The 24,820-nt window shown below is 64.7% G+C and carries 17 protein-coding genes; 7 read left to right on the forward strand and 10 right to left on the reverse strand.

Annotation, left to right across the window (positions count from 1 at the left end):
- The first annotated feature begins 21 nt into the window (after nt 1-21).
- From AC07P1_RS10265 to AC07P1_RS10285, 5 genes are all read left to right on the forward strand, one after another.
- Nucleotides 22-1,419: an enolase C-terminal domain-like protein gene (locus AC07P1_RS10265; RefSeq protein ID WP_494695699.1), complete on the forward strand. Its 1,398-nt coding sequence runs from the start codon at nt 22-24 to the stop codon at nt 1,417-1,419.
- Nucleotides 1,416-2,615: a fumarylacetoacetate hydrolase family protein gene (locus tag AC07P1_RS10270; protein ID WP_494695700.1), complete on the forward strand. Its 1,200-nt coding sequence runs from the start codon at nt 1,416-1,418 to the stop codon at nt 2,613-2,615. The genes AC07P1_RS10265 and AC07P1_RS10270 overlap by 4 nt, the downstream gene beginning before the upstream one ends.
- A gap of 44 nt (nt 2,616-2,659) precedes the next feature.
- Entirely contained in the window at nt 2,660-3,466 is an 807-nt protein-coding gene (gene xylB / locus AC07P1_RS10275) for a D-xylose 1-dehydrogenase (RefSeq protein WP_494695701.1), read from the forward strand.
- Nucleotides 3,463-4,335, forward strand: a complete 873-nt coding sequence (locus tag AC07P1_RS10280; protein ID WP_494695702.1) for an SMP-30/gluconolactonase/LRE family protein — start codon at nt 3,463-3,465, stop codon at nt 4,333-4,335. Before xylB ends, AC07P1_RS10280 begins: the two co-directional genes overlap by 4 nt.
- 91 nt (nt 4,336-4,426) lie before the next feature.
- Nucleotides 4,427-6,811 carry a glycoside hydrolase family 3 N-terminal domain-containing protein gene (locus tag AC07P1_RS10285; protein WP_494695703.1) on the forward strand — a complete coding sequence of 795 codons (2,385 nt, stop codon included), beginning with the start codon at nt 4,427-4,429 and terminating at the stop codon, nt 6,809-6,811.
- Between the two features lie 50 nt (nt 6,812-6,861).
- Here AC07P1_RS10285 and AC07P1_RS10290 read toward each other — a convergent pair whose 3' ends face one another.
- Entirely contained in the window at nt 6,862-8,508 is a 1,647-nt protein-coding gene (locus tag AC07P1_RS10290) for a GH35 family beta-galactosidase (protein WP_494695704.1), read from the reverse strand.
- A 279-nt stretch (nt 8,509-8,787) separates the two neighbouring features.
- Nucleotides 8,788-10,503 (reverse strand): thiamine pyrophosphate-dependent enzyme, encoded by a 1,716-nt coding sequence (locus tag AC07P1_RS10295; protein ID WP_494695705.1) that lies wholly within the window; start codon nt 10,501-10,503, stop codon nt 8,788-8,790.
- Between the two features lie 220 nt (nt 10,504-10,723).
- On the opposite strand from AC07P1_RS10295, the gene AC07P1_RS10300 reads away from it, so the two are divergent.
- Nucleotides 10,724-13,339, forward strand: a complete 2,616-nt coding sequence (locus tag AC07P1_RS10300; RefSeq protein WP_494695706.1) for an excinuclease ABC subunit UvrA — start codon at nt 10,724-10,726, stop codon at nt 13,337-13,339.
- Here the strand turns inward: AC07P1_RS10300 and AC07P1_RS10305 are convergent.
- The 6 genes from AC07P1_RS10305 to AC07P1_RS10330 form a co-directional block, all read right to left on the reverse strand.
- Entirely contained in the window at nt 13,336-14,511 is a 1,176-nt protein-coding gene (locus AC07P1_RS10305; protein ID WP_494695707.1) for a DUF3466 family protein, read from the reverse strand. The two genes, AC07P1_RS10300 and AC07P1_RS10305, sit on opposite strands and share 4 nt — an antisense overlap.
- Before the next feature lie 207 nt (nt 14,512-14,718).
- Nucleotides 14,719-16,443 carry a tannase/feruloyl esterase family alpha/beta hydrolase gene (locus tag AC07P1_RS10310; protein ID WP_494695708.1) on the reverse strand — a complete coding sequence of 575 codons (1,725 nt, stop codon included), beginning with the start codon at nt 16,441-16,443 and terminating at the stop codon, nt 14,719-14,721.
- Between the two features lie 118 nt (nt 16,444-16,561).
- A complete protein-coding gene (locus tag AC07P1_RS10315) occupies nt 16,562-17,734 on the reverse strand; it encodes an ABC transporter substrate-binding protein (RefSeq protein ID WP_494695709.1) in 1,173 nt (390 codons plus the stop codon).
- Nucleotides 17,735-17,757: 23 nt separating this feature from the next.
- Nucleotides 17,758-19,629, reverse strand: coding sequence for a feruloyl-CoA synthase (locus AC07P1_RS10320; protein WP_494695710.1), 1,872 nt, complete (start codon nt 19,627-19,629; stop codon nt 17,758-17,760).
- 12 nt (nt 19,630-19,641) lie between these two features.
- The gene (locus tag AC07P1_RS10325; protein WP_494695711.1) at nt 19,642-21,087 is read right to left on the reverse strand and encodes an aldehyde dehydrogenase; all 1,446 of its coding nucleotides are present in this window, start codon (nt 21,085-21,087) and stop codon (nt 19,642-19,644) included.
- Nucleotides 21,088-21,116: 29 nt separating this feature from the next.
- Entirely contained in the window at nt 21,117-21,950 is an 834-nt protein-coding gene (locus AC07P1_RS10330; RefSeq protein WP_315393051.1) for a p-hydroxycinnamoyl CoA hydratase/lyase, read from the reverse strand.
- Nucleotides 21,951-22,077: 127 nt separating this feature from the next.
- On the opposite strand from AC07P1_RS10330, the gene AC07P1_RS10335 reads away from it, so the two are divergent.
- The gene (locus AC07P1_RS10335) at nt 22,078-22,533 is read left to right on the forward strand and encodes a MarR family winged helix-turn-helix transcriptional regulator (protein WP_494695712.1); all 456 of its coding nucleotides are present in this window, start codon (nt 22,078-22,080) and stop codon (nt 22,531-22,533) included.
- Between the two features lie 143 nt (nt 22,534-22,676).
- On the opposite strand, the gene AC07P1_RS10340 is transcribed toward AC07P1_RS10335, so the two are convergent.
- Together AC07P1_RS10340 and AC07P1_RS10345 are read right to left on the reverse strand one after the other, a co-directional pair.
- Nucleotides 22,677-23,978 carry a cation:proton antiporter gene (locus tag AC07P1_RS10340; RefSeq protein ID WP_494695713.1) on the reverse strand — a complete coding sequence of 434 codons (1,302 nt, stop codon included), beginning with the start codon at nt 23,976-23,978 and terminating at the stop codon, nt 22,677-22,679.
- 37 nt (nt 23,979-24,015) lie between these two features.
- Entirely contained in the window at nt 24,016-24,504 is a 489-nt protein-coding gene (locus tag AC07P1_RS10345; RefSeq protein ID WP_494695714.1) for a flavin reductase family protein, read from the reverse strand.
- Nucleotides 24,505-24,820 lie beyond the last annotated feature (316 nt).

The raw sequence follows: 24,820 nt of genomic DNA on the forward strand, positions 1-24,820 counted from the left end.
TTATCATTTTAGGGTAAAGGCATGGTACAAGCAACAAATTTAGACAAGTCGGCAGCACCGGTGATCACGGAAATGCGGGTCATTCCGGTGGCGGGCCACGACAGCATGCTGCTCAATTTGTGCGGCGCGCACGCGCCTTACTTCACCCGCAATCTGGTGCTGTTGAAGGATAGCGCCGGGCACACCGGCATGGGGGAGGTGCCAGGCGGCGCGGGCATACTGCGTGCGCTGGAAAACGCCGTCCCGCTGGTGGTCGGCACGCAGATCGGACGCTATAACCGCACCCTGAACGGCATCCGCGACGCCATCGCCAACAAGGATGTCAGCGGCCAGCAGTACCAGGTGACGTCGGAGGCGGAGGCGCAGGTATTGAAGCAGCCGCACGAGATCAACCTGCGGCTGGAGAACGTGGTCACCGCCGTCGAGGCGGCGCTGCTCGATCTGCTGGGGCAGCACCTTGGCGTGCCGGTGTGCGAGCTGCTGGGCGCTGGCCAGCAGCGCGACAGCGTGCCGATGCTGGCCTACCTGTTCTACATCGGCGATCGCAATCGCACCGACCTCGGTTATCTGGCCGGGCAGGGCGCCGCAAGCGACTGGTACCACATGCGCCACCAGGAGGCGATGACGCCGGCCGCCATCGCCAAACTGGCCGAAGCGACGGTGGAAAAATACGGCTTCCGCGATTTCAAGCTCAAAGGTGGCGTGATGCACGGCGCCGAGGAGATGGAGGCGGTGGCGGCGATCAAGGCGCGCTTCCCCGAGTCCCGCGTGACCCTGGACCCCAATGGCGCCTGGTCGCTGCGCGAGGCGATAGATATCTGCCGCGGCAAGGGCCACCTTCTGGCCTATGCCGAAGATCCCTGCGGCCCCGAGAACGGCTATTCCGGGCGCGAAATCATGGCCGAATTCCGCCGCGCGACCGGCATCCCGACGGCTACCAACATGGTAGCCACCGACTGGCGCCAGATGGCCCATTCGCATTTGCTCGGCGCGGTCGACATTCCGCTGGCCGATCCGCACTTCTGGACCATGCAGGGTTCCGTGCGACTGGCGCAGCTTTGCCACGAATGGGGCCTGACCTGGGGTTCGCACTCGAATAACCATTTCGACGTGTCGTTGGCGATGTTCACCCACGCGGCGGCCGCCGCGCCGGGTAAAATCACGGCCATCGACACGCACTGGATCTGGCAGGAGGGACAGGAGCGCTTGACGCGCGAGCCGCTGCAAATCGTCGGCGGCGAGGTGAAGGTGCCGCTTGCGCCGGGTCTGGGCATCGAGCCGGACATGGATCGCATCGAGGCCGCGCACGAACTGTATAAGAAAGTGGCATCCACCGCCCGCGACGACGCGATGGCGATGCGCTATCTGGTGCCTGAATGGACGTATTACCCTAACAAACCGAGTCTGGGAAGAACATGAAAAATCAACTGAAGCATGCGCCGACAGCGGTGCATTTGCCGGCCGATCTGCCGCAAGCCTTGCTCATCGGCCGTGTGTGGCGCGACGACGTGAATGGCCCGTGCGTGGTGGTCGTGCGCGATGGTGAGGTATTCGATATCACCGCGAGCAGCGCCACTGTGGCCGATCTGCTGGACAGGGACGATGCCGCCGTTTTCGCGCGCGCCGCGCAAGGCGAGTCGCTGGGACGGGTGGAGGCGCTGATCGAGGCCGCGCTAGGCACGGATGCCACGGCGCGCAGCCCGCGCCTGCTGGCGCCTTGCGACGTGCAGGCGATCAAGGCTTGCGGCGTCACCTTCGCGGTCAGCCTGCTCGAACGTGTGATCGAAGAACAGGCCGGCGGCGACGCGGCGCGCGCCGACGCGCTGCGCAGCACCCTGCTCAAGGATATCGGCGCCGACCTGTCGGCCATCAAACCCGGCTCGCCCGAAGCGGAAAAGCTCAAGCAGCAGTTCATCGAGCGCGGCGCCTGGTCGCAGTATATGGAAGTGGGCATCGGGCCGTATGCGGAGGTGTTCTCCAAGGCGCAACCCATGTCGGCGGTCGGCTTTGGCGCCGATGTCGGCCTGCATCCGGATTCGAAGTGGAACAACCCCGAGCCGGAGATCGTGCTGGCCGTGAACAGCCGCGCACAGGCGGTGGGCGCCACGCTCGGCAACGACGTCAACCTGCGCGACATCGAAGGCCGCAGCGCGCTTCTGCTGGGTAAAGCCAAGGATAACAACGGCTCCTGCGGCATGGGACCATTCATCCGCCTGTTCGACGGTTCCTTCACCATCGACACCGTGCGCAACGCCGAACTGCGGTTGCTGATCGAGGGCGCCGAAGACAGCTTCCGCCTTGATGGCGAAAGCCGCATGCGGGAAATCAGCCGTGACCCGCTGGACCTGGTGGCGCAAACGGCCGGCGCGCATCACCAGTACCCCGACGGCTTTATGCTCTTCCTCGGCACCATGTTCTCGCCGATCAAAGACCGTGGCGCGCCGGGCGCGGGTTTCACCCACAAGCTGGGCGACCGGGTCAGCATCGCCAGCCCTTCGCTCGGTACGCTGGTCAATCATGTGCAGCGCAGCGACGCCATCGCGCCATGGACCTTCGGCGTGCGCGCGCTGTACCGCAATCTGGCGCAACGCGGCCTGCTGGGGGATATAACTTAACGAGCTTCATGGCGGGACCTGAATCAAACTAAAATAAAACGGAGATGAATAAGATGGTCCAAGCAACTTCCGCAGAGAAGAAGATGGTGTATGCGACGTATCCCAACCTGGCCGGCAAGCGGGTGTTGATCACCGGCGGCGGCAGCGGTATCGGGGCGGCGCTGGTGGAGGCATTTGCCGCGCAGGGCGCGCAGGTGTGCTTCATCGATATCGTGGAGGAGGCGTCGCGTGAGCTGGCGGCCAGGCTAAACGCCGCCAGGCATCCGCCGCGTTTTTTTCACTGCGACCTGACCGACCTCGATGCGCTGGCACAGGTGATGGCCACGATCGAAAGCGAGTGCGGCGCCGTGGAAATCATGGTCAACAACGCCGCCAACGATCACCGGCATGAGGTCCAGGAAGTCACGCAGAAGTATTGGGACGAGAGCATGGCCGTCAATCTGCGGCACCAGTTCTTCTGCGCGCAGGCCGTGGCGCCGGGCATGAAGGCCGCCGGCACGGGCGTGATCCTGAACTTCGGTTCGATCTCCTGGCATCTGGCCTTGCCGAAACTGACGCTGTACGTGACGGCCAAGGCCGCGATCGAGGGGATGACGCGCGGACTTGCGCGCGAACTCGGTCCGTTCGGCATCCGTGTCAACTGCATCATCCCCGGATCGGTGCGGACGCCGCGCCAGATGGCGCTGTGGCATACGCCGGAGGGCGAACAGGAAATCCTCGATGCGCAATGTCTGCGCGAGCGGGTGGAGCCCGAGGATATCGCCGCGATGACGCTGTTCCTGGCGTCGGACAACGCCGGCCGCTGCTCCGGCCGCGATTACTTCGTCGATGCAGGGTGGTACGGCGCATGAGCACATTCCAAATTGAACCCGAATGCATTTGGCCCCTGGCCGCGACCTTGGGCGAAGGCCCGGTGTGGCACGCGGAGAATAACGCCCTGTATTTTGTCGATATCAAGCAGCACAAGGTGCACCGCTGCGGCGAGGACGGCGGCTTGCGCCAGAGCTGGAGCCTGCCCGACGAAGTAGGCTTCGCACTGCCGATGCGCGGCGGCGATTTCGTTTGCGGCCTGCCGGGGCAGTTGATGCGGTTTTCCTTCGACAGCGGCGCCCTGGACCTGCTGCACGAAGTGGAGACGGATTTGCCGGGCAACCGTTTGAACGACGGTTATATCGACCGTCACGGCGCCTTGTGGTTCGGCTCCATGGACAACGCCGAGGTGCAAGCCAGTGGTTCGCTGTACCGCGTGCAGCGCAAGGGACAGCCGCGCCGCAAGGACAAGGGCTACGTCATCACCAACGGGCCGGCCTGCAGCCCGGATGGCCGCACCTTCTACCACACCGACACGCTCGAGAAGACCATCTACGCCTTCGATATCGACGATGCCGGCCATTTGACCAACAAGCGTGTCTTCGTGCGGATCGCGGGTGAGGGCTACCCGGACGGCACGACCGTCGATTCCGACGGCGCCGTGTGGATCGCCTTGTTTGCCGGCGCGCGCATCGAGCGCTATTCGGCGCAGGGTGAGTTGATCGATACCGTGGCCATGCCTTGTTCGAACATCACCAAGATCGCTTTCGGCGGTCATGACCTGCGGACGGTGTTCGTCACCACCGCGCGCAAAGGTTTGTCGGAGGAGGAGTTGGCCGCCCAACCGCTGGCCGGCGGCTTGTTCCGCTTCCGCGTGCCTACCCCTGGACAGATCCAGCATCAGTTCTAAAATGGGTTTTCATACCCCTGAAATCGTTTTCATATTATAGTAAGACGGTAGTATCGGTAAAACCAACTAAAAACATTTGGAGACGCAGCACATGAAAAGTAACCGCAGGCAGTTCCTGTCCTCGATGACCGGCGTCGCCGGCCTGTCCGTGATGTCGGCGCCAATGGCGCTGGCGGCGGCCGCGCAGGCGCCTTACAAGAATCCTTCGCTGCCGCTGGAAAAGCGCGTGGACGATCTGCTGGGCCGCATGACGCTGGACGAGAAGATCGCCCAGCTGCAGTGCATCTGGCAAAAGAAAACCGAGATGCAGGATGCCGCCGGCGAGTTCTCCGCCGAGAAGGCCAAAAAGAACTACCCCAATGGCATGGGCATGCTGGGTCGACCTTCCGACCGCCAGCTCGGCCAGGCGGCCGGCGCCGGCGACACCGGCGAAAAAGCCAACCGCAACGCGCTGGAGACGGCGAACTACGTCAACGCGGCGCAAAAATGGGCGGTCGAGCAGACCCGCCTTGGCATTCCGATGCTGACGCACGAGGAAGCGCTGCACGGCTACGTGGCGCGCGACGCCACCAGCTTCCCGCAGGCGATCGGCCTGGCGTCGTCGTTCGACCCGGAGATGGTCGAGAAGATTTTCAGCGTGGCGGCGCGCGAGATGCGCGTGCGCGGAGCCAATCTGGCGCTGGCGCCGGTGGTCGACGTGGCGCGCGAACCGCGCTGGGGACGCATCGAGGAAACCTACGGCGAGGACCCGTACCTGTGCGGCGAGATGGGCAAGGCGGCGGTGATCGGCTTCGCCGGCAAGGACAAGATTCTGGCCAAGGACAAGGTCTTCGTCACGCTCAAGCACATGACGGGCCACGGCCAGCCGGAGAGCGGCACCAACATCGGTCCGGCCGAAATCAGCGAGCGCACCTTGCGCGAGGATTTCTTCCCGCCGTTCGAAAAGCTGATCAAGGAAACCAACGTCGGCGCGGTCATGCCGTCGTATAACGAGATCGGCGGCATCCCGTCGCACGCCAATCACTGGCTGCTGCACAAGGTGCTGCGCGAGGAGTGGGGCTTCAAGGGGCTGACGGTTTCCGACTATTTCGGCATCAAGGAACTGGTCACGCGCCACAAGCTGGCCGCCGACTCGAAAGAGGCGGGCCTGTTGGCATTCAAAGCCGGCGTCGATGTCGAAACCCCGGATGGCGAGGGCTACCTGGCACTGGCGGCGCTGGTGAAGGAAAAGCGCATCAGCGAAAAAGAGATCGATGTCGTGGTGCGCCGCGTGCTGACCTTGAAGTTCCAGGCCGGCCTGTTCGAGCAGCCCTACGTCGACGCCAAGATCGCCGACAGCCTGACGGCTACGCCGGACGCGATCGCGCTGGCGCGCCTGTCCGCGACGCGCACGCCGGTCCTGCTGAAGAACGACAAGGGCCTGCTGCCGCTGAACGCCAAGAAGGTCGGCAAGGTACTGCTGCTCGGGACCCACGCCAAGGATACGCCAATCGGCGGGTACTCCGATATACCGCGCCATGTGGTGTCGATCTATGACGGTTTGCTGGCGGAGAGCAAGGCGCAGGGCTTCGAGCTGGCGTATTCGGAAGGCGTGCGCATCACCGAGGAGCGGATTTGGGGCAAGGACGAGATCAAGTTCGTCAAGCCGGAGGTCAATGCGAAGCTGATCGCCGATGCGGTGCAGGCGGCCAAATCGGCGGACACCATCATCATGGTCCTGGGCGACAACGAGCAGACCAGCCGCGAGGCGTGGGCAGACGAGCATTTGGGCGACCGCGCGAGCCTGGATTTGATGGGCCAGCAAAACGACCTGGCGGCGGCGATTTTCGCGCTGGGCAAGCCGACCGTCGTGTTCCTGCTGAATGGCCGTCCGCTGTCGGTCAACCTGCTGGCGGAGAAGGCCGATGCGCTGATCGAGGGTTGGTACATGGGACAGGAGACAGGTTATGCCGCCGCCGACCTGCTGTTTGGCCGCGCCAACCCCGGTGGCAAGCTGCCGGTGTCGATCGCGCGTAACGTCGGCCAGTTGCCGGTGTTTTACAACCATAAGCCGTCGGCGCGCCGTGGGTATATCGATGGCAGCACCAAGCCTTTGTATCCGTTCGGCTTTGGACTGAGTTACACGACGTTCGATATCTCGGCGCCGCGCTTGACCAAGGCGTCGATCGGCATCGCCGGCTCGACGTCGGTGCAGGTCGATGTGACCAATACCGGCAAGCTGGCAGGTGACGAGGTTGTGCAGATTTATATTCGGGATGACGTCAGTTCGGCGACGCGCGCGGTGTTGGAATTGAAGGCGTTCAAGCGCGTGACGCTGCAGCCGGGCGAGAAGCGCACGCTGACGTTCGATATCAAACCATCGGATTTGTGGTTCTTTAACGCGCAGATGAAGCGGGTGGTGGAGCCGGGTAGTTTTACCATCCACGCCGGTCCGGATAGCGTGAAGTTGAAGTCAGTGAAGTTGATGGTGGGGTAGAGAAGGGAAGGTGGCGGATTGGCGCGAAGCGCGTAATCCGCCATCTCGACTTACCGGTAACGGTACAATTTCACCCTCTGCATCGTGAAGTCGCCGGTCACCAGCATGATCTGCCGGCCCTGGTGGATCTCGTCGCCATTGAGCCAGCGTCCATCTTTCCATTTGCCGTTCTCGTAGGTCCCTTCGGTCACCTTCTCCAGTCCGACCAGATCTCCCGCGCCGGTGGCGTCGGTGAATTTCACCGTCAGCCCTTTGCCCGCCAGCAGGAACTCGTCGTCCGACAGTTTGATGATCAAACCGCCGCAACCCTCCAGATCCTTGCTGTCCGTCTTGGCCCAAGGGTTGCTGAAGCTGACTTGCAAATTAAAGCCGCCCATCGTCACCTGCTGCGGCGAAGCGTCCACCACGCCGTCATACGACACCTTGGCCTTGAAGCCGCGCATATTGCCGCTGCCTTGTACCTGATTGATCAAAGGCGTCAACTGGCGCAACAGGCGATACGCCTTCGGCAGCGGGTCGGTAGGCTCGCTGTCCTCGACGCCGAACGGCGAGAAGCCGAACGCGTCGAACTCGCCGATCGCGTAGAAAGCCTTGGCCGCCGCGTCATGCCGGCCGGCGTTGTCGGCCTCCGGAATGAACAGCGGGTTGTCCGCCCGCTTGAACTGCGGCGCCCATTCGGTGAAGTTGGGGAAGTAGGTGTCGATAGCCAGCACATCGATCGACGGCGCGCCGGCCTTCCAGATGTCGAACAGGTGTGGCAGCGGACCGGCGCTCGGGTACTCGCCAGGCTTCTTCCCGGGCCGGTTCAGCGCCGCGTTGACATACATCGGCAGCGGATAGGCCGCCTTGCCGGCGGCCGTCATGGTTTCCACAAAGGTGGCGTAGCCCCAGGCCTGGAACACCTCCTCGGCGGCCACCGACGTGCCGAAGACCTCGGCCCAGGTGCCGCTGGTGCGGTGGCCGTTGGCCGCCCAAAGCGCCTGCACCGACGGATGCAGCCTGGCGCGGTTGGCGCCCAGGTAATCGGTCAAGGCCTTGGGCACCTGGCCGGCGATGGCGGCGTTGGCCAGCGGGCTGTAGTCGCGCACGTCCGGCAGCATGCCGATCTCGTTCTCCACCTGCACCATGACGACGGTGCGCTCGGTGTCGACCTGTTTCAGGTGCGCCAGCAGCGCGCGGTAGGCGGCGGTGTCGGCGGCCAGCGTCTTGGGACTGAAAGGCGTGAGCACCTCCTGCGGCACGCCGTTGCGGGCGAGCGAGCGCGGGAAACGCTGGGCGTCGCGCTTGACCCACGGCGGCACGTAGGTCGACATCGAATTCTTCCAGGCGCCGAACCACAGCAGGATCAGCTTCTTGTCGTTCGCGCGCGCCTGTTTGAGCATTCCATCGAGGACGGTGAAATCGAAGCGGCCCTCGACCGGCTCGATCTGGTCCCACTGCACCGGCGCCAGCACGGTGTTCAGTTCCGCGCCCTTGAGCGCCGGCCAGAGTTTGTTCAGGTATGGCAGGTGCGATGCCGAGGAATTATGCAGTTCGCCGCCGAGGACGAGGAAGGGCTGGTCGTTGACCATCAATTGCGTGGCCGTGCCTTGCTTGCGCAGGTAAGGGACGGAATTGGCCGCCAGCGCGGCGCCACCTTCCAGCAGAAACAGCGCGAAGGCGCAGGTTAGCGCGGCGCGTCGTGTCGGTGCTCGCATGGTGCTCCTAAAAATCCAGTTAAAAAAACACCGTCCCCGTAAGGCGACGGTGTACAAACTGCCCCGGGGGATGGGGCAGGAGAGCTAGAACCCGTTACAGAAAAAATTCACCAAGCCGGTCCCGGTTCACATGTAGCCGGGGCTGGTCCGGGGTGCGAACCACCTGGATGATTGCGCGACCATTTCAGTGTAGGTTCGACCCACCGGGGTTGTCAACATAAAAATGCCACTAAATGTTATGCGCAAACATTTAGTGGCTTCAGTGGTGGTGGCCGGGCGCTATTTGACGAAATTGTCCTTGATCATGTCGACCACATCGCTACCGCGTCCGCTCAGCACGGCCTTGACCGAGTACAGCGCGGTGCCCAGCACCTGGGACGCTTGTATATTCGGCGGCATCACCAACTCGAAGCGGTCGGTGGTGACGTCGAGCAGCGCCGGTCCCGGGTGCGCCAGCCATGCCTGGACCTCGGCTTCCAGCTCCGCCGCCGATTCGACGCGGCGGCCGTAGATGCCGATCGCCTCCGCGACCGCGGCGAAGTTCGGGTTTTTCAGTTCGGTGTAGGCGTCCAGCAGGCCTTCGACCTTTTGTTCCAGTTCGACGAAGCCCAGCGATCCGTTGTTGTAGACGGCGACCTTGATGGCGATATTCTCCTGTACCGCCGTGATCAAGTCCCCCATCATCATCGTCAGGCCGCCGTCGCCGGACAGCGAGATCACCTGGCGCTGCGGGAAGGCTTTTTTAGCGCCCAGCGCCTGCGGCATGGCGTTGGCCATGGTGCCGTGGGTCAGGCTGACCAGGGTGCGGCGTTTGCCCGTGGCGCGCGTATGGCGCAGCACCCACACCATCGGCGAGCCGCCGTCGGCGGTGAAGATGGCGTCGTCGTCGGCGTGCTTGTCGATCATCGCGGTCAGGTATTGCGGGCGGATCGTGCCGCCGTCGCCCGGCGTGGCGCGCTCGTTCAGATGTTCGACGGCTTTCTGGTGGCGCTCGACGCACTGGTCGAGGAACTCGCGGTCGCCGCGTATCTGCACGCGCGGCAGCAGCGCGGCCAAGGTGGTGGCGATGTCGCCGACGGCGCCCACTTCGACCGGGTGGCGCCTTCCCAGGTGGGTCGGATCGATGTCTATCTGGATGATGCGCGCGTGCGCCGGGTAGTACTGGCGCCAGGCGAAGTCGCAGCCCAGCAGGAGCAGGGTGTCGCACTCGGTCACCGCGTGGTAGCCGGAGTCTATGCCGAAGATGCCGGTCATGCCGACGTTGTACGGGTTGTTGTACTCGACAAAATCCTTGGCGCGCGAGGTGTGGGCGATCGGCGCCTTGATACGCTCGGCCAGCGCCATCAGCGGCCCGTGCGCGCCTTCGCAACCGGAACCGGCGTAGATCGCGACCTTCTTGCCGTCGTTGATGATTTCGGCGATGCGGTTCATTTCCGTATCCGAGGGCCTTGTTTGCGGCTGCGGCAGGTGGACGGAGAAATGCGGCTCGTCGACCGCCGATTCCTTGGACAGGTCGACCGGCAGGATGATCACCGCCACGCCGCCCTTGGTCATCGCCGCCTGCGCCGCTATGGCGGTGATGCGCCTGGCGTGGGCCGGCGTGCGGATTTCCTGGCAAAACACGCTGCAATGGTCGTAGATCGGCTTGTAGTCGACCTCCTGCGGGAAGTCGGTGCCCAGTTCGTCGCGGGTGATCTGGCTGGCGATCAGCACCACCGGCGAGCGGTTGCGGTGCGCTTCGAACAAGCCATTGATGAAGTGCAGGCTGCCCGGGCCGCAGGAGCCCGCGCACAAGGTCAGGCGGTTGGCGACGATGGCCTCGGCGCCGGCGGCGAAACCGCCAGCCTCCTCATGACGCACATGCACCCACTCGATCTCGCTGCGGCGGATGGCGTCGGTGATGTAGTTCAGCGAATCGCCGGGAATGCCCCAGCAATGTTTGGCCCCGGCTTGCTGCAGGGTTTCGATAACGACTTCGGCGACTGTTTTGGCCATGATTGAATTCCCGTTCAATGATTGGATCTGTACAGTTTATCGCTGGTAACGGGGAGGGAGCGCACGCGTCTTTGGTGTATTGGCGGCAGGCAACGAGGGAGTGTGCCGTGAAGGAAAAGACGCGGTCGGATGCGTTCCGGTTGGCGATCCCGTACGCTGCCGTACATACTAATTTCCCGGAATCGATAATGCTGGGATTAAATTGTTATAGGAACGTTTTATGGCCAAGCACCGCTCTTCAAGCACCGGCGAACAGACCCGCTCCGCCATCGAGACCGCGGATTCGGGTTATGTCCGCGTGCGCGGCGCGCGCGAGCACAATCTTCAGAACGTCGATGTCGATATCCCGCGCAACGCGCTTGTGGTGTTCACCGGCGTATCGGGTTCCGGTAAATCGTCGCTGGCTTTCGGCACGCTGTATGCGGAGGCGCAGCGGCGTTATCTCGAGTCGGTGTCGCCCTATGCCCGGCGCCTGTTCCATCAGATGGCGGTGCCGGAGGTCGACGCCATCGACGGCCTGCCGCCTGCCGTGGCGTTGCAGCAGCAGCGCGGCGCGCCGACGACCCGCTCATCGGTCGGTAGTGTCAGCACTTTGTCCAATTCGCTGCGCATGCTGTACTCGCGCGCTGGCGACTATCCGCCCGGCCAGGAGTTGCTGTATGCGGAATCTTTCTCGCCCAATACGCCGCAGGGCGCGTGTCCGCAGTGTCATGGACTGGGCAGGGTGTACGAGGCGACCGAGCGTTCGATGGTGCCGGACGACAGCCTGACGATACGCGAGCGCGCGGTGGCGGCGTGGCCCACCGCCTGGCACGGACAGAACCTGCGCGATATCCTGGTGACGCTCGGCTACGACGTCGATACGCCGTGGCGCGAACTGCCCAAGAAGCAGCGAGACTGGATTCTGTTCACCGACGAACAGCCCACCGTGCCGGTTTACGCCGGCCTGACACCGGCCGAGGCGCGGCGCGCGCACAAGCGCAAGGAGACGCCGAGCTACCAGGGCACCTTCACCGGCGCGCGCAAATATGTGCTGCAGACGTTCGCCGGCACCGAGAGCGCGATCATGAAGAAGCGCGTGTCGCAGTATTTGGTCGGCATGGATTGTCCAACCTGCGAGGGCAAGCGCTTGCGGAAGGAATCGCTGTCGGTGACATTCGGCGGTCACGATATCACCGAGATCGGACGCCTGCCTTTGCAGCGCTTGGCGCAGTTGCTCGAGCCGTACGCGGAGGGCAAGCCCCCGGCAGCCAAAACCAAGGCCAGGGCGAAGGACGCCGAGCGGCATCCGGAGAAAGCCATCGTTACGCAGCGCATTGCCCAGGATCTGGTGGCGCGTCTGGCGGTGCTGCTGGACCTTGGCCTGGGATACTTGAGTCTTGAACGCGGCACGCCGACGTTGTCGCCCGGCGAACTGCAGCGCCTTCGGCTGGCGACGCAGGTCCGTTCCAGCTTGTTCGGCGTGGTCTATGTATTGGACGAACCGTCGGCGGGCTTGCATCCGGTCGATACCGAGGCGCTGTTGCGTGCCCTCGACCGGCTCAAGGCGGCGGGTAATTCGCTGTTCGTCGTCGAGCACGCGCTGGATGTCATACGCCACGCCGATTGGATTGTCGATGTCGGGCCGAAGGCCGGTCAACAGGGCGGCCGCGTACTGTATAGCGGCGTGCCGGATGGACTGGCCGACGTGGGCGAGTCGCGCACCGCGCAGTACTTGTTCGAGCGCGTGGAGCGAACGGCGCGCACGGCGCGCGCGCCGGCCGACTGGTTGCGCTTGCGCGGTGTGGAGCGTAACAACCTGCATGGCGTGGACGCCGATTTTCCACTGGGCGTGTTGACCAGTGTGAGCGGGGTGTCCGGCTCCGGAAAATCCAGCCTCGTGAGTCAGGCGCTGGTTCAACTGGTGCTGGCGCAGCTGGGCCAGAGCGCGGCCGTCACCGAAGCCGACACCGATCCGGTCGAGGCGGCACTCGACGATACGGGCAGCGGCGATGTGCGCGGCCGCATCGTCGCCGGCATGAAGGGCGTCCGGCGCCTGGTGCAGGTCGACCAGCGGCCCATCGGACGCACGCCGCGTTCCAACCTGGCGACTTATACCGGTTTATTCGATCACGTGCGCAAGCTGTTTGCCGCCACCAGGTCGGCGCGCGCGCGGCACTACGACGCGGGCCGGTTTTCGTTCAATGTCGCTAAGGGCCGCTGCCCGAACTGCGCGGGCGAGGGCTTTGTCATGGTCGAGCTGCTGTTTCTGCCGAGTGTGTACGCGCCTTGCCCGGAATGCGAGGGCGCGCGCTACAACCCTGATACGCTGTCGGTGCGCTACCGCGACCGCAATATCGCCGAGGTGCTGCGGATGACGGTGGACGCGGCGTGGGAGTTCTTCGCCGAGGAGGCGCCGCTGCGGCATGCGCTCGATGTGCTGCGGGCGGTGGGACTGGGCTATTTGCGGCTGGGGCAGCCGGCGACGGAGTTGTCCGGAGGCGAAGCCCAGCGCATCAAGCTGGCGACCGAGTTGCAGCGCGCCAGCCGTGGCGACACCTTGTACGTGCTCGATGAGCCGACCACCGGGCTGCATCCGTCCGACATCGAATTGCTGATGACGCAGCTGCACGGCTTGGTGGACGCCGGCAACACCGTGGTGGTGGTCGAGCACAATATGCAGGTGCTGGCCGACAGCGATTGGGTGATCGACGTCGGCCCGGGCGCGGGCGAGGAGGGAGGTGTCATCGTCGCGGCCGGGCCTCCGCAGGAGTTGGCCAAGGATAAGGCTAGCCGCACGGCGCCATACCTCGGCCGGGCACTCAAGGCTTCCACGGTGACGCGTGGCGCAGATTAGCGGGCAAGGCCCGCCAACCCGCCCCGGGAGCCCTTCGAAGGAGGCGGCCTGCCTACCGGTACGCCAGGCGGGTAGCCGTGTGTCCGGAACCCCGGCGGCGCGCGTCGCGTCCATAGCGACATCATCAGAACCGCGAGCCCGCATGCCAGCGTGGCCCAGGCCGACGGTTCCGGCACGGCGGTGACGGCGGGGTCCAGCCGCAGCGCGAGGCATTCGCCGTCGCGGCAGCCGGTGGCGGCGATCTGGCCGTGGTCATTGATGTCGTAGGCGAAATGAAGGGTCCAGCCGGAGGCCGGATCGATCAGTGCATTCAAGTCCGTCATGCCGCCGTCGGCGTAGAGAAACGCGTGGGTGCCGGTATCGCCCAAGACATTGGAGTCGCCGACCACCTGGTTGCGATTGTTGATGCTGTTGGCAAAGCTGTAAGTTCCTCCGAGGGTGCCCAAATCGTGCATGACGCCTTCGGCGTAGAGGAAAGCGTGGTCGGCGGCATTGTCGGCGGTGGCGGCATAGCCGACCGCGTGGCCGGCATCGTTCACGCCCCACGCGGCGCTGTAGTTGCCGCCGAAGGTGCCCAGGTCGCGCATGCCGGCGTTGTCGTACATGAAGGCGTGCGTCCAGCGGAATTCGTCGCTGACGGAGGCGCTGCCGACGACGTGGCCGTGGCGGTTGATGTCGGAGGCGCCACTCACACTGCCGCCCAGCGTGCCGAGATCCTCCATGGTGCCGGCGGAATACCGGAACGCATGCCAATCGTCATTGCCGTTGGCGGAACTGCCAACGATCTGCCCGGCGTTGTTGATGCCCGAGGCCAGCGCCTCGATGCCGCCCAGGGTGCCAAGGTCGGCCATGCCGCCATTGGAATAGAGATAGGCGCGCCGCCGTCCGTCGTCGATGGTCGACATGCCGACCACGTGCCCGTGGTCGTTGATGGCCATCCCCGTGCTCTCGGCGCCGCCGAGCGTACCGAGCCGGGAGAACGCACCGTCCGCATAGAGAAACGCTTCGGGTGTGCCGAAAATGTCGTGGACCGAGCCGGCGATCTCGCCGCTGTTGTTGATCGAATGGCCGTCGGCGCGCAGGCCGCCGATTTCGACCACGTTGTAACGAAAGGCGGCCTGCGCGCCACCGGCCGCCAGTGACATGCACAGCGGCAGCAACAGAGGTGGCAAGTAAATGTTTCTCCTGCGGTTCATGACAGTCGCCGTCGGATTGATCAAGCCAGCCATACCAGCCTACTGGCTCACGCAGGAATGCGTCTGCGGAAGATCAAACGAGCGATAGAGCATGTCGTTGCTCGGCCGTCACACAAGAGCTTCATTATGTTGCCGACGCCGACGCCGACGACCCGGAGCCGGATAACCGGCCCCGGAGCGACCTCATTCGCAGCTGAAGCTGGCGGCGTCCTCGATGTTGCCGGCCTTGTACTTGGCCGCCTTCGGATACGGGCACAACGGGCGGGTGCGGTTGGCCGACCAGCCGGCCGGCACGTCGGCGTTCACGCCACCGGCATTGCCGGCGCCACGCACGCTGGCGATGACCTGGTCGGGCGCCCGTCCGCGCTCGACCCAGTCGACCAGCGGCGTCAGCATGTCGAACTGTTCGGCCGACGGGCCGCCGGCGCAGTGGTTCATGCCGGGCACGCGGAAGAAGCGCGCGAAGGTCGACGCGTCGCCGCCGTTGGCCGCGCGCAAGCCGTCGTACCAGGCGGTGGTATCGTTGCTGGAGAAGATCGGATCGGCGGTGCCGTGGTACACCATCATCTTGCCGCCCCGGTTCTTCATCGTGGCCAGGTTGGTCGGGTTGGGCGGCAGCATGAACGATAGCGCGCTTTCGGTGTAGACGGAGGTGGTGGCGCCGACGCGGGCCAGCATGCTGTCGACACTGCCGGTCAGCGCGAATTGCGGTCCGTTGAAGGTCGCCAGGTTTTCCGGCGGCGCCTGCCAGATCAGGCCGACCGCGCCCGAGTCGCGGGTCAGCGGACTGCTGAACTTCCAGTCGGCCCAGCCGCCCGTCGAGATGCCGGCGTCGTATGGCCAGCTGGAATAGAACTTCGTTCCGGTACTGGTGGTGGCACCCGCGAACAGGCCGCCGATGGTGGTTTTCTGCGCCGCGCTCAGGCAACTGCCGTCGCGCGCGCCGGTGCAGGTCGGCACGTCGCGATTCAGGTCGAAGGCCGCCTGGCAGGCTTGCGTGTTTTGAATCAAGCCGTCGGTGGCGCCGTCCAGCGCGTCGCATTTCGCCAGGACCGCGTTCTCGACGGTGGTGCGTTCGGCCTTGGTGAAGCCGGTCGACAGGTCGCCTGGCGTGCTGGCCAGCGCATTGTAGGCCTGGCCGCCGGCGATGTTGGCGATCGCCGCCAGCGGCAGGCGGAAGCCTGGATTGCCGACCAGGAAGCCGTCGTACTGGTCGGCGAGGCGGGCCGCCGCCACCATCGTGTGACGGCCGCCGTTGGAACAGCCGCCGAAGTAGGACCGCTCCGGCGCCTTGCCGTAGGCGATCTGGATCAGGTTCTTGGCCATCGGCGTCAGCTTGCCGGCCGCCTGGTAGCCGTAGTCGAGCCGCGCTTGCGGATCGATGCCGAAGGCGGGATTGGGCGCGCCATGGCCGGCGTCGGAACTGATGACGGCGAAGCCCATGTTGAGCGCGCTGTCCAGCGGGCCGCCGCCGCCGACCTGGCCGGTGGCGGGCACGACGGAGCCGTCCAGACCGCCGTTGCCTTGATAGAAGAAGCGGCCGTTCCAGTTCAGCGGCAGGCGCATTTCGAAGCCGATCGCGTAGCGGGCGCCATCGACGGTGCTGACGCGGTCGAACATGCGGCCGGTCACCTGGCAATGGGCCGGGACGGGCTTGCCGGCGACGCGCAAGGTACCGGCGGCGATGCTGTTGGCGGCCGTGATGGTGGTGTTGGCGAGCTGGATTCTGGTGACCAGATCGGTGCAGGACGGCAGCGCCGCTCCGGTGGCTGCCGCCAGGCGGGGCAGGCCGGTGCTGTCGACGCTGTCGCCGCCGCCGGCGCAGGCGCTCAGCAGCAATGCCGCCGCGATGGCGGTGGCGAGTGGAATCATCGGCGGCGTGGATGGGTTGGTGTCGCGGCTTTTCATGCGAGTTGTCTCCTCTGTTCTTGCAAAGCGATGGACGTGCCGGCCCCGCGCGGCGTTCTGATGGCTGCGTCGGGGCCCGCTTGGGGGTATTGCGGGGTGTTGCGGGGTAAGACTGAACCTAGTTCGGCATCACGTCCTTGAGCGTGCTGATCGGCTGGTTGACCAGCTTGCCGTTGACCTTCTTGACTTCGCGGACGTACATGTTCTGCACGATATCGCGCGAGGCCGGATCGATGCTGATCGGGCCGCGCGGGCTGTCGAGCTTCATGCTGGACAGCACCTTCATGGCGGTATCGCCCGTGACCGTGCCGTTCAGTTTGCGGATGGTCTCGTACAACATCGCCATCGTGTCATACGCGGCCACGGTGACGAAGGTCGGCGGGCGGGCGTTCGGCAGGGCGGCGGCGTAGGCGGCCAGGAAGGACTTGTTGGCCGGATTGTCGAGCGCCGTCGAGTAGTTCAGCACCGTGATGGCGCCGAGCGCGCGGTCGCCCAGCGCCTCCAGGGTCGGATGGTCGCTGGTCATGTCGCCCACGCCGAGGAACTTGATGCCCGCCTTGTCCAGGCCCTTGTCGCTGAAGGCCTTGAGCAGGGCGGTGCCGTCTTCGGCGCCCGGGGCGAAGAAGAACAGCGCGTCCGGCTTCTCGTCCTTGATGCGCTGGATGAACGGCGAGTAGTCGGGATTGGCCAGCGGCACGCGCGACGAGCCAACCAGCTTGCCGCCGCCGGCGGTGAAGCCTTTGCCGAAGCGCGCCTCGGCGTCGATGCCGGTGCTGTAGTCGCTCACCAGGGTGTACACCTTGCCGACCTTGTTCTGGGCGGTCCAGGTGCCGAATGGCTCGGTCATCTGCTGCATCGTCATACTGGTGCGCAGCATGTACGGCGACTTGGCGGTGATGCCGGTGGTGACCGCGTTCATGACGATCATCGGGATCTTGGCCTGGGTGGCGATTGGCGCCACCGCCAGCGCGCTGGGCGTCAGCGAGAAGCCGATCAGGAAGCTGACCTTGTCGCGCGAGATCAACTCCTGGGCGGCGCGCTTGGACATGTCGGCGTTGGTGCCGCCGTCGTCCCGGTAGATGATCTCGATCTTCTTGCCGGCCACGGTGGCGCCGTACTGCTGCATATAGGTCTTGATGCCATCCTCGAACGGCTTGCCGGTGTTGGCAAAAGGCCCGGTCAGCGCGGCGATGACGCCGACCTTGATGGTGTCCTGCGCTTGCGCCACACCCATGCCGACCAGGGCCACGCTGACGATGATGCCGATGTTGGCCAGTTTTTTAAGTTTCATTGCTTGTCTCCGTCTTTTTTAGTTTATGCCGCGATGATTACTTGTGGATCGGTGCCTTCATACAGTGCGTCGACAACGGCGGCCCGCCGCGTCAGCACCGCCGACTGGTTGATCGAACCCTTGTCGGTCATCTCGCGATGATCGACGGATGGCGGTTCGGGTAGTAACAGCAGCCGGTCGATGCGCATCGACGAACCGCTGGCGTCCTGGTTCAACAACTTGAGCAAGCGTTCGAAGCAGGCCCGCACCGGCGCGCTGGCCAGCACTTCGGCGGCGCTGGCGTCGGGGCCCAGCTCCGACAGCACCTGGCAATGCTCCATGCGCGGGAACAGCAACAGGCCGATGGCGTTGCGGTCGATGCCGGTGACCACCGCGTCCAGCACATACGGCGCGGCGGCGCTGATCACCCTGGCGCGCAGCGGGCCGACGCTGACGAAGGTTCCGGTGCTGAGCTTGAAGTCCTCGGCGATGCGGCCGTCGAACATGAAGCCCAGTTCCGGTTTTTCGGGATCGACGAAGCGCAGGGCGTCGCCGGTGCAGTAGTAGCCATCCTCGTCGAAGACGGCGGCGTTCAGGTCCGGCGCGCGCCAGTAACCGGGCATCACGTGCGGGCCGCTGAAGCGCGCTTCCAGCTTGTCGCCGAACGGCACCAGCTTGACTTTGCAGCCCGGAGCCGGCACGCCGACATAGCCGGCCTTGATGATGGAGCCGGTGCCGAAGGTGCACGATGGCGACGTTTCCGTCATGCCCAAGCCCGTGATGATGCGCACCGATTCGCCGGTTTCGGCGATGGCGGCGTTGTCCAGCCTATCCCACGCCGCCTGCGACAGGCCGGCGCCGGCGCACAAAAACAGTTTGACGCGCGAGAAGAAGTTGGCGCTCAATCTGGCGTCGGTCTTCATGGCGTCGGTCAGCATCTCGAACCCTTTCGGGATATTGAAATACATGGTCGGCGCGATCTCGCGCAGGTTCCTCAAGGTGGTCGGGAAGTCGCGCGGGGTCGGCTTGCCGTCGTCCAGATACAGGGTGCCGCCGTTATACAGCACGATGCCGACATTGTGGCTGCCGCCGAAGGTGTGGTTCCATGGCAGCCAGTCCAGCAGCACCGGCGGCTCGTCGCCCATGAACGGGAAGGTTTGCAGCAGCATCTGCTGGTTGCTGCACAACATGCCGTGGGTGGTGGTGACGGCCTTCGGTTTTTTGATGGAGCCGGAGGTGAACAGGAACTTGGCCACGGTGTCGACGCCGACGGCGGCATGCGCCGCTTCGACGGTCGACGGCGTGACGTCGAGCAGCGACTGGAAGCTGCTGGCCTGGTGGCCCGGGACCTCGCCCTGGGCCAGTATCAGTTCCGCGTCGGCCGGCATCACCGCCTTGATGGCGCGGCTGTAGGCGGCGCCATCGCAGGCGAACAGCGCGCCTGGCGTCAGCTTGGCCAGCATTTCGGACAGCTTGGTGAAATCGGTCGCCACCAGCGAGTACGAAGGCGACACCGGCGCATACGGTATGCCGGCGTACATGGCGCCCAGCGCGAGCTGGAAGTGTTCCAGGTCGTTACCGGACAGGATCACCAGCGGACGTTCGGCCGACAGGCCGCGATCGAGCAGCGCCTGGCCGATGCTGCGCGCGCGGCGCAGCACCTCGGCGTACGACAGCCGTATCCATTCGCCGTCGCCATCGGCCGCGCGGCGCGCGACCAGGGTGCGCTCCGGATGGGCGGCGGCGCCCGACTCCAGACGGTCGGTGAAGCGCGACGGGAACGCCTCCAGCGGCGTGACGGCGTCCACGTGCCACAGGCCGTCGACCTGATAGGCCGCGATCTGCGGATTGCCCAGTTTGACCGGGCGTCGCTTTGCCGTGCCGCTGGACTGCTCCGCGATCATCGATTGATTCATGCGGAGCTCCTGTCAGATCGGGTAGTGGCGCGACGTCGTCTGGATCGTGATCCAGCGCAGCTCCGTGAACTCGGCGATAGCCGCCTTGCCGCCGAAGCGCCCGTAACCACTGCCCTTGACGCCGCCGAACGGCATCTGCGCCTCATCGTGCACGGTCGGACCGTTGATGTGGCAGATGCCCGATTCGATGCGGCGCGCGACCGCCATCGCACGGCCGATATCGCGGCTGAAGACCGCCGACGACAGGCCGTACTCGCTGTCGTTGGCCAGCGCGATGGCTTCCTCGTCGGTGTCGAAGCGCAGGATCGAGACGATGGGGCCGAACGATTCCTCCTGGTAGACCTTCATCTCCGGCGTGACGCCGTCGACGATGGCCGGCTGCATGATGTTGCCGACCACTTCCGCCGAACTTTGCGTGACCTTGGCGCCGCGATCGCGGGCATCCTGCAGCATGGCGGCCACGCGGGTGGTGGCCGACGGATCGATCATGCCGGACAGCGGGGCGTCGCTTTGCGCCGCCTTCAGCGTCGCGGTTTTGGCGGCCAGCTTTTCCAGGAAGGCCGGCGCCACTTTGTTGTCGACCAAAATGCGGTCGGCCGACATGCAGATCTGGCCCTGGTTGAAGAAGGCGCTGAACGCGGCCGCTTCGACGGCTTCGTCCAGGTCCGCGTCGTCCAGGATCAGCAGCGGGTTCTTGCCGCCCAGTTCCAGCAGCACGGGCTTGAGGTGGCGGGCGCAATGCTGGGCGATGATGCGGCCCACATTGGTCGAACCGGTGAAGTTGACGCGGCGGACGGCCGGCGCGGCGATCAGGCGCTCCACCACCTGCGGCGCGTCCTGCGGCGCGTTGGTGAGGACGTTGACGACGCCGGGCGCGAAGCCGGCTTCCTCGAACACGGTGCCGATCAGGCGATGCAGCGACGGGCACAATTCGGAAGCCTTCAGGATCACGGTGTTGCCGCAGGCGAGCGGCATGGCGATGGCGCGCGTGCCCAGGATGATCGGGGCGTTCCACGGCGCCAGGCCGACCACCACGCCGCAGGCCTGGCGCAGGCCCATGGCCATCGAGCCGGGGACGTCTGACGGAATGACTTCGCCGCTGATCTGGGTGGTCATCGACGCCGCTTCGCGCAGCATGTTGCCGGCCAGGGTGACGTTGAACTGATACCACATCGGGCTGCCGCCCGCTTCGGCGACGCCGCGCGCGACGAATTCGGCGCGGTATTTTTCCATCGTGTCGGCGGCCTTCAGCAGCAGGGCGCGGCGGGCGCCGGGCGCCATCGCCGACCAGGCGGGAAAGGCGTCCTGCGCGGCCTTCACGGCGCGGTCGACATCGGCCAACTGCGCGGCGGCGGCGCGGGTGACCACCTCGCCGGTGGCGGGGCTGCGCCGTTCGAAGGTGGTGTTGTCCTGGGCGGCGGCGCCTTGGCCGCCGATCAGCAGATCGGTATCAAACATGGTGGTCTCCTTTATTTTTGTTGTAGAGTTTAGCCGCGTTTGAAAGTCTGCAGACCTGGTTTGATCGTCTTATCGTCCAGGAACTGCTTAAGGCCTTGCGCGCGTCCTTTTTCCGGATCGCGGTAGTTGGACTGGTCGACCTTGGCGTACAGGTAGTCCTCGTTCTGGTCCCAATTCAGCTCGCGGCAGCGCTTGAAGCCGTTCTTGGCAATGCGCAGCACGGTCGGCGCCTTGGCCAGCAGTTTTTCGGCCAGCGCGATGACCTCGTCGCGCAGCTGGGCGCGTGGCACGCTCTTGTTGATCAGGCCCATGGCGGCCGCTTCCTGGCCGGTGAAGGTGTCGCCGGTCATGATGTAGTGCAGCGCCTGGCGGTGGCCCATGGTGTCGGCGACGGCTTTGCTGACCAGGTTACCGGGCGGGATGCCCCAGTTGATCTCGGACAGGCCGAATACCGCTTCGTCGGCGGCGATGGCCAGGTCGCAGGCCACCAGCGGCGAGAACGCGCCGCCGAAGCACCAGCCGTTGACCATGGCGATGGTCGGCTTGCTGTACATGCGCAGCAGCTTCCATTGCCACTGCGAGCAGTCGCGGCGCAGGCGCTCCTGGAAGATCTCCGGCTTGCCGTCGTTTTCGCGGAAGTACTCTTTCAGGTCCATGCCGGCGGTCCAGGCGTCGCCGGCGCCGGTCAGCACCACGACTTGCGCTTCCTCGTCGAGTTCCAGCGTTTCCAGAACGTCGATCATCTCGCGGTTCAGGGTCGGGCTCATGGCGTTGCGCTTGTCCGGGCGGTTCAGGGTGATCCAGCCGATACCTTTTTCAACATCGACTTTGACGGTTTCCCAGCGGGCTTCATATTTGGACATACAATGTGTCTCCTTTTAGTTGGCTGATCTTTGGCTAATGTTTGGCTAAGCTTTAGATTTAAGTATCAGGCTGCCTGATATGTGACTTATACTATACCCACCTCTTTTGTTTTACAAGAAAATTTTTATGGTCAAAGCAGATTTTTCCGATAGCACTAAACCATTGGGCTTGGCCTACCTGGTGGGGCGTCTCGATCACGTGTTGAACAAGCGCCTGCGCGATTGCTGCGCGCCGGCCGGCGTAACGGTGCCGCAGTACACGGCGTTGTCGGTGTTCCGGGCGCAGGGCGCGCTATCGAATGCGCAACTGGCGGTGCGGACGATGGTGTCGCCGCAGTCGGCCAACGAGATGGTGAAGTCGATCGAGGCGAAAGGCTGGATCGAGCGCACGCCCGATCCGTCGCACGGCCGCATCATCCAGATCCAGCTGACCGAGGCCGGGCACGCGATTTTGGCGCAATGCGACGGCAAGGTGCGCGAAGTCGAAATGCAGATGTTCCCCGACATGGATCACGAGGAGCGCGTGCGATTGCATGGCTTGCTGAGAAGCGCGGTGCGCGCCCTCAGTTTAGAAGGCATCTGATCCGCCGAGGGATCACGTAGGGCGGATTAGCGGGCGAGGCCCGCCAATCCGCCCCGGGGGCCCTCCGAAGGAGGCGGCCTACCTGCCGGTAGGCCTTAAGAGCGAAGCGTAATCCGCCATCCAAGAGCCGTCGGCGGCCATGACTAGCGTCGCGGCCAAACAGTCTCCATCAACGGCTTGACGCTCAAGCCGTGGACCACAATCGACAGCATGATGACGAACAGCGAAATATGCGTCAGCCGTTGCGCCAGGTCCGGCGCCAACCCCTGTTCGATCGCGTACATCAGATAGTAGATCGAGCCGATGCCGCGCACGCCGAACCACGCGGTCATCGATCGCAGCCGCATGCTGGTGTCGCCGCCGGCCAGGCCGAGGAACACGCTGGCCGGCCGCGCGATGAAGAACAGGAAGGCCGCCATCCAGACGGCATCCCAATCCAGGTTATGCAGCGAGATCATCCCGCCCAGTAGCAGCACCAGGGTCAGCTCCGACAACCGCTCCAGGTGCTCCTTGAACACCAGCGACTCGGTGCTGACGGTCATCGGTGCTTCGTGCGTCGCACTGGTCCTGGCGGCGGCCGATTTCGTCACATCCTGCTCCAGCAAGCCTTGCCGGTCCTTGGGCGCGCCGGCCAGCATCAACTCTGTCTGGCGCAGCGCCACGGCGGCGAAGAATACCGCCAGGAAGCCCCACGCGTGTATCAGGCTGGAGACGCCGTAGACCACGGCGATCAAGCCCAGTCCGACCAGATCGTCCATTATTTCATGCTGCGGCTTGATGATGCGCAGCCGCCAGCCGAGGCGCGCCGTCAGCGCGCCGCCCAGGTAGCCCACCGCGATCGCCGCGCCCGAGGCCCAGACGACGTCGACCAGGAACCAGCGCCAGTGCCAGGCGCCGGTGTCGTCGCCCATGCCCAGCATGGCCAGGCCGAGGAACACGAAGGGGAAGGCACTGCCATCGTTCATGCCGGCTTCGCAGGTGAGTGTGAAACGCAGCTGGTCCTTGTCGCCGGCGTGGCGGACCTGGACGTCGGTGGCCAGCACCGGATCGGTCGGCGCCAGGATGCCGCCCAGCAGGATGCCGGCCCCCAGCGGCAGGCCGAGGACGAAGAAGCCGAAGGCCGCCACCAGCGCCACCGTCAACGTCATGGACACCCAGGCAAGGCGCAGCGGGGCGTCCCAATGGTGCAGCTTGAACGGTACGGGCATCTTGATCCCGGCGGAGAAAAGGGAGATCAGGATGGCGATTTCGGTCAGCACCTCCAGCAGGTCCGATTGCAGCATCGGATCGAAGTCGAGGATGTTGAACACCGTGGGACCGAGCAGGATGCCGAAGCCGAGATAGACCATCGCCGACGTGAACGGCGACCTGGAAATCGTGGTCGCGGCCAGGCCGCGCGCCAGCATCAGCAGGCCGACCAGCAGGAACCAATGATTGGTGTTCACGCGGTTTCCTTGGTGGCGGTGGAATTACGAGGCTTCTTCACCGGGTCTGGTTGGGGAACTGGCGCAGGGTGTTCACCTCGCGGCCGGAGGTCATGAACTCGCCGTCGCCCCGGTAGTGCAGGGTCTTCGGCAGCTTGGGGGAGGCGGCCACATGTGCGCGCACGATCTCCCAGACGAACAGCGGGTGGTTGGGATTCGGACGCGCGTCGGCAAGGCGGCATTCGAAGCTGGCGTAACATTCGGCGATCATGGGGGCGGCGACATCGGTCGCGGCTTCCTTCGTCAGCCCGAAGAGGCTGAATTTGTCGGTGTCGGCGCCGCTGCAGTTGCCGATGCCGATCACCTGTTCCAGCAGATCGGCGGTTGGCAGATTGATCACGCATTCCTTGCTGCGGGTGACCATGTCGTAACTGTGGTTGCTCTCGTCGATGTAGCAGCCGAACAGGGCGGGCGAAAAGCCGATCATCATGTGCCAGCCCATGGTCATGATGTTGGTTCGGTCCTGCCAGGCGGAAGTCACGAGCACGACGGGGCCGGGCTCGAGCAGACGCCGGGTGTTGGCTGGGTCGAAAGGTTGCTTGCGGTACTTTTTCATTTGTGGCGATACTCCTGTGGTTATCGTAGGAATATCTGGGGGGGGTGTCTGTGGGTTAGGGCACATGTGCGCGAATTGGCGCTGCGCGGAAGCGATATGGGCGGAGCTTGGCGGATTACGCTTCGCTAATCCGCCCTACGTGTTTTAGATGTTGGTGCGTGGGGTGGCCGCCGCGTCCGTCCGGCGCGCGATACGTTCGTTGAACGTCGGTTCGCCACGGTTCCACGTAGGGCGGATTAGCGAAGCG

The organism is Duganella sp. GW821-FHT07F09 (assembly GCF_059418705.1).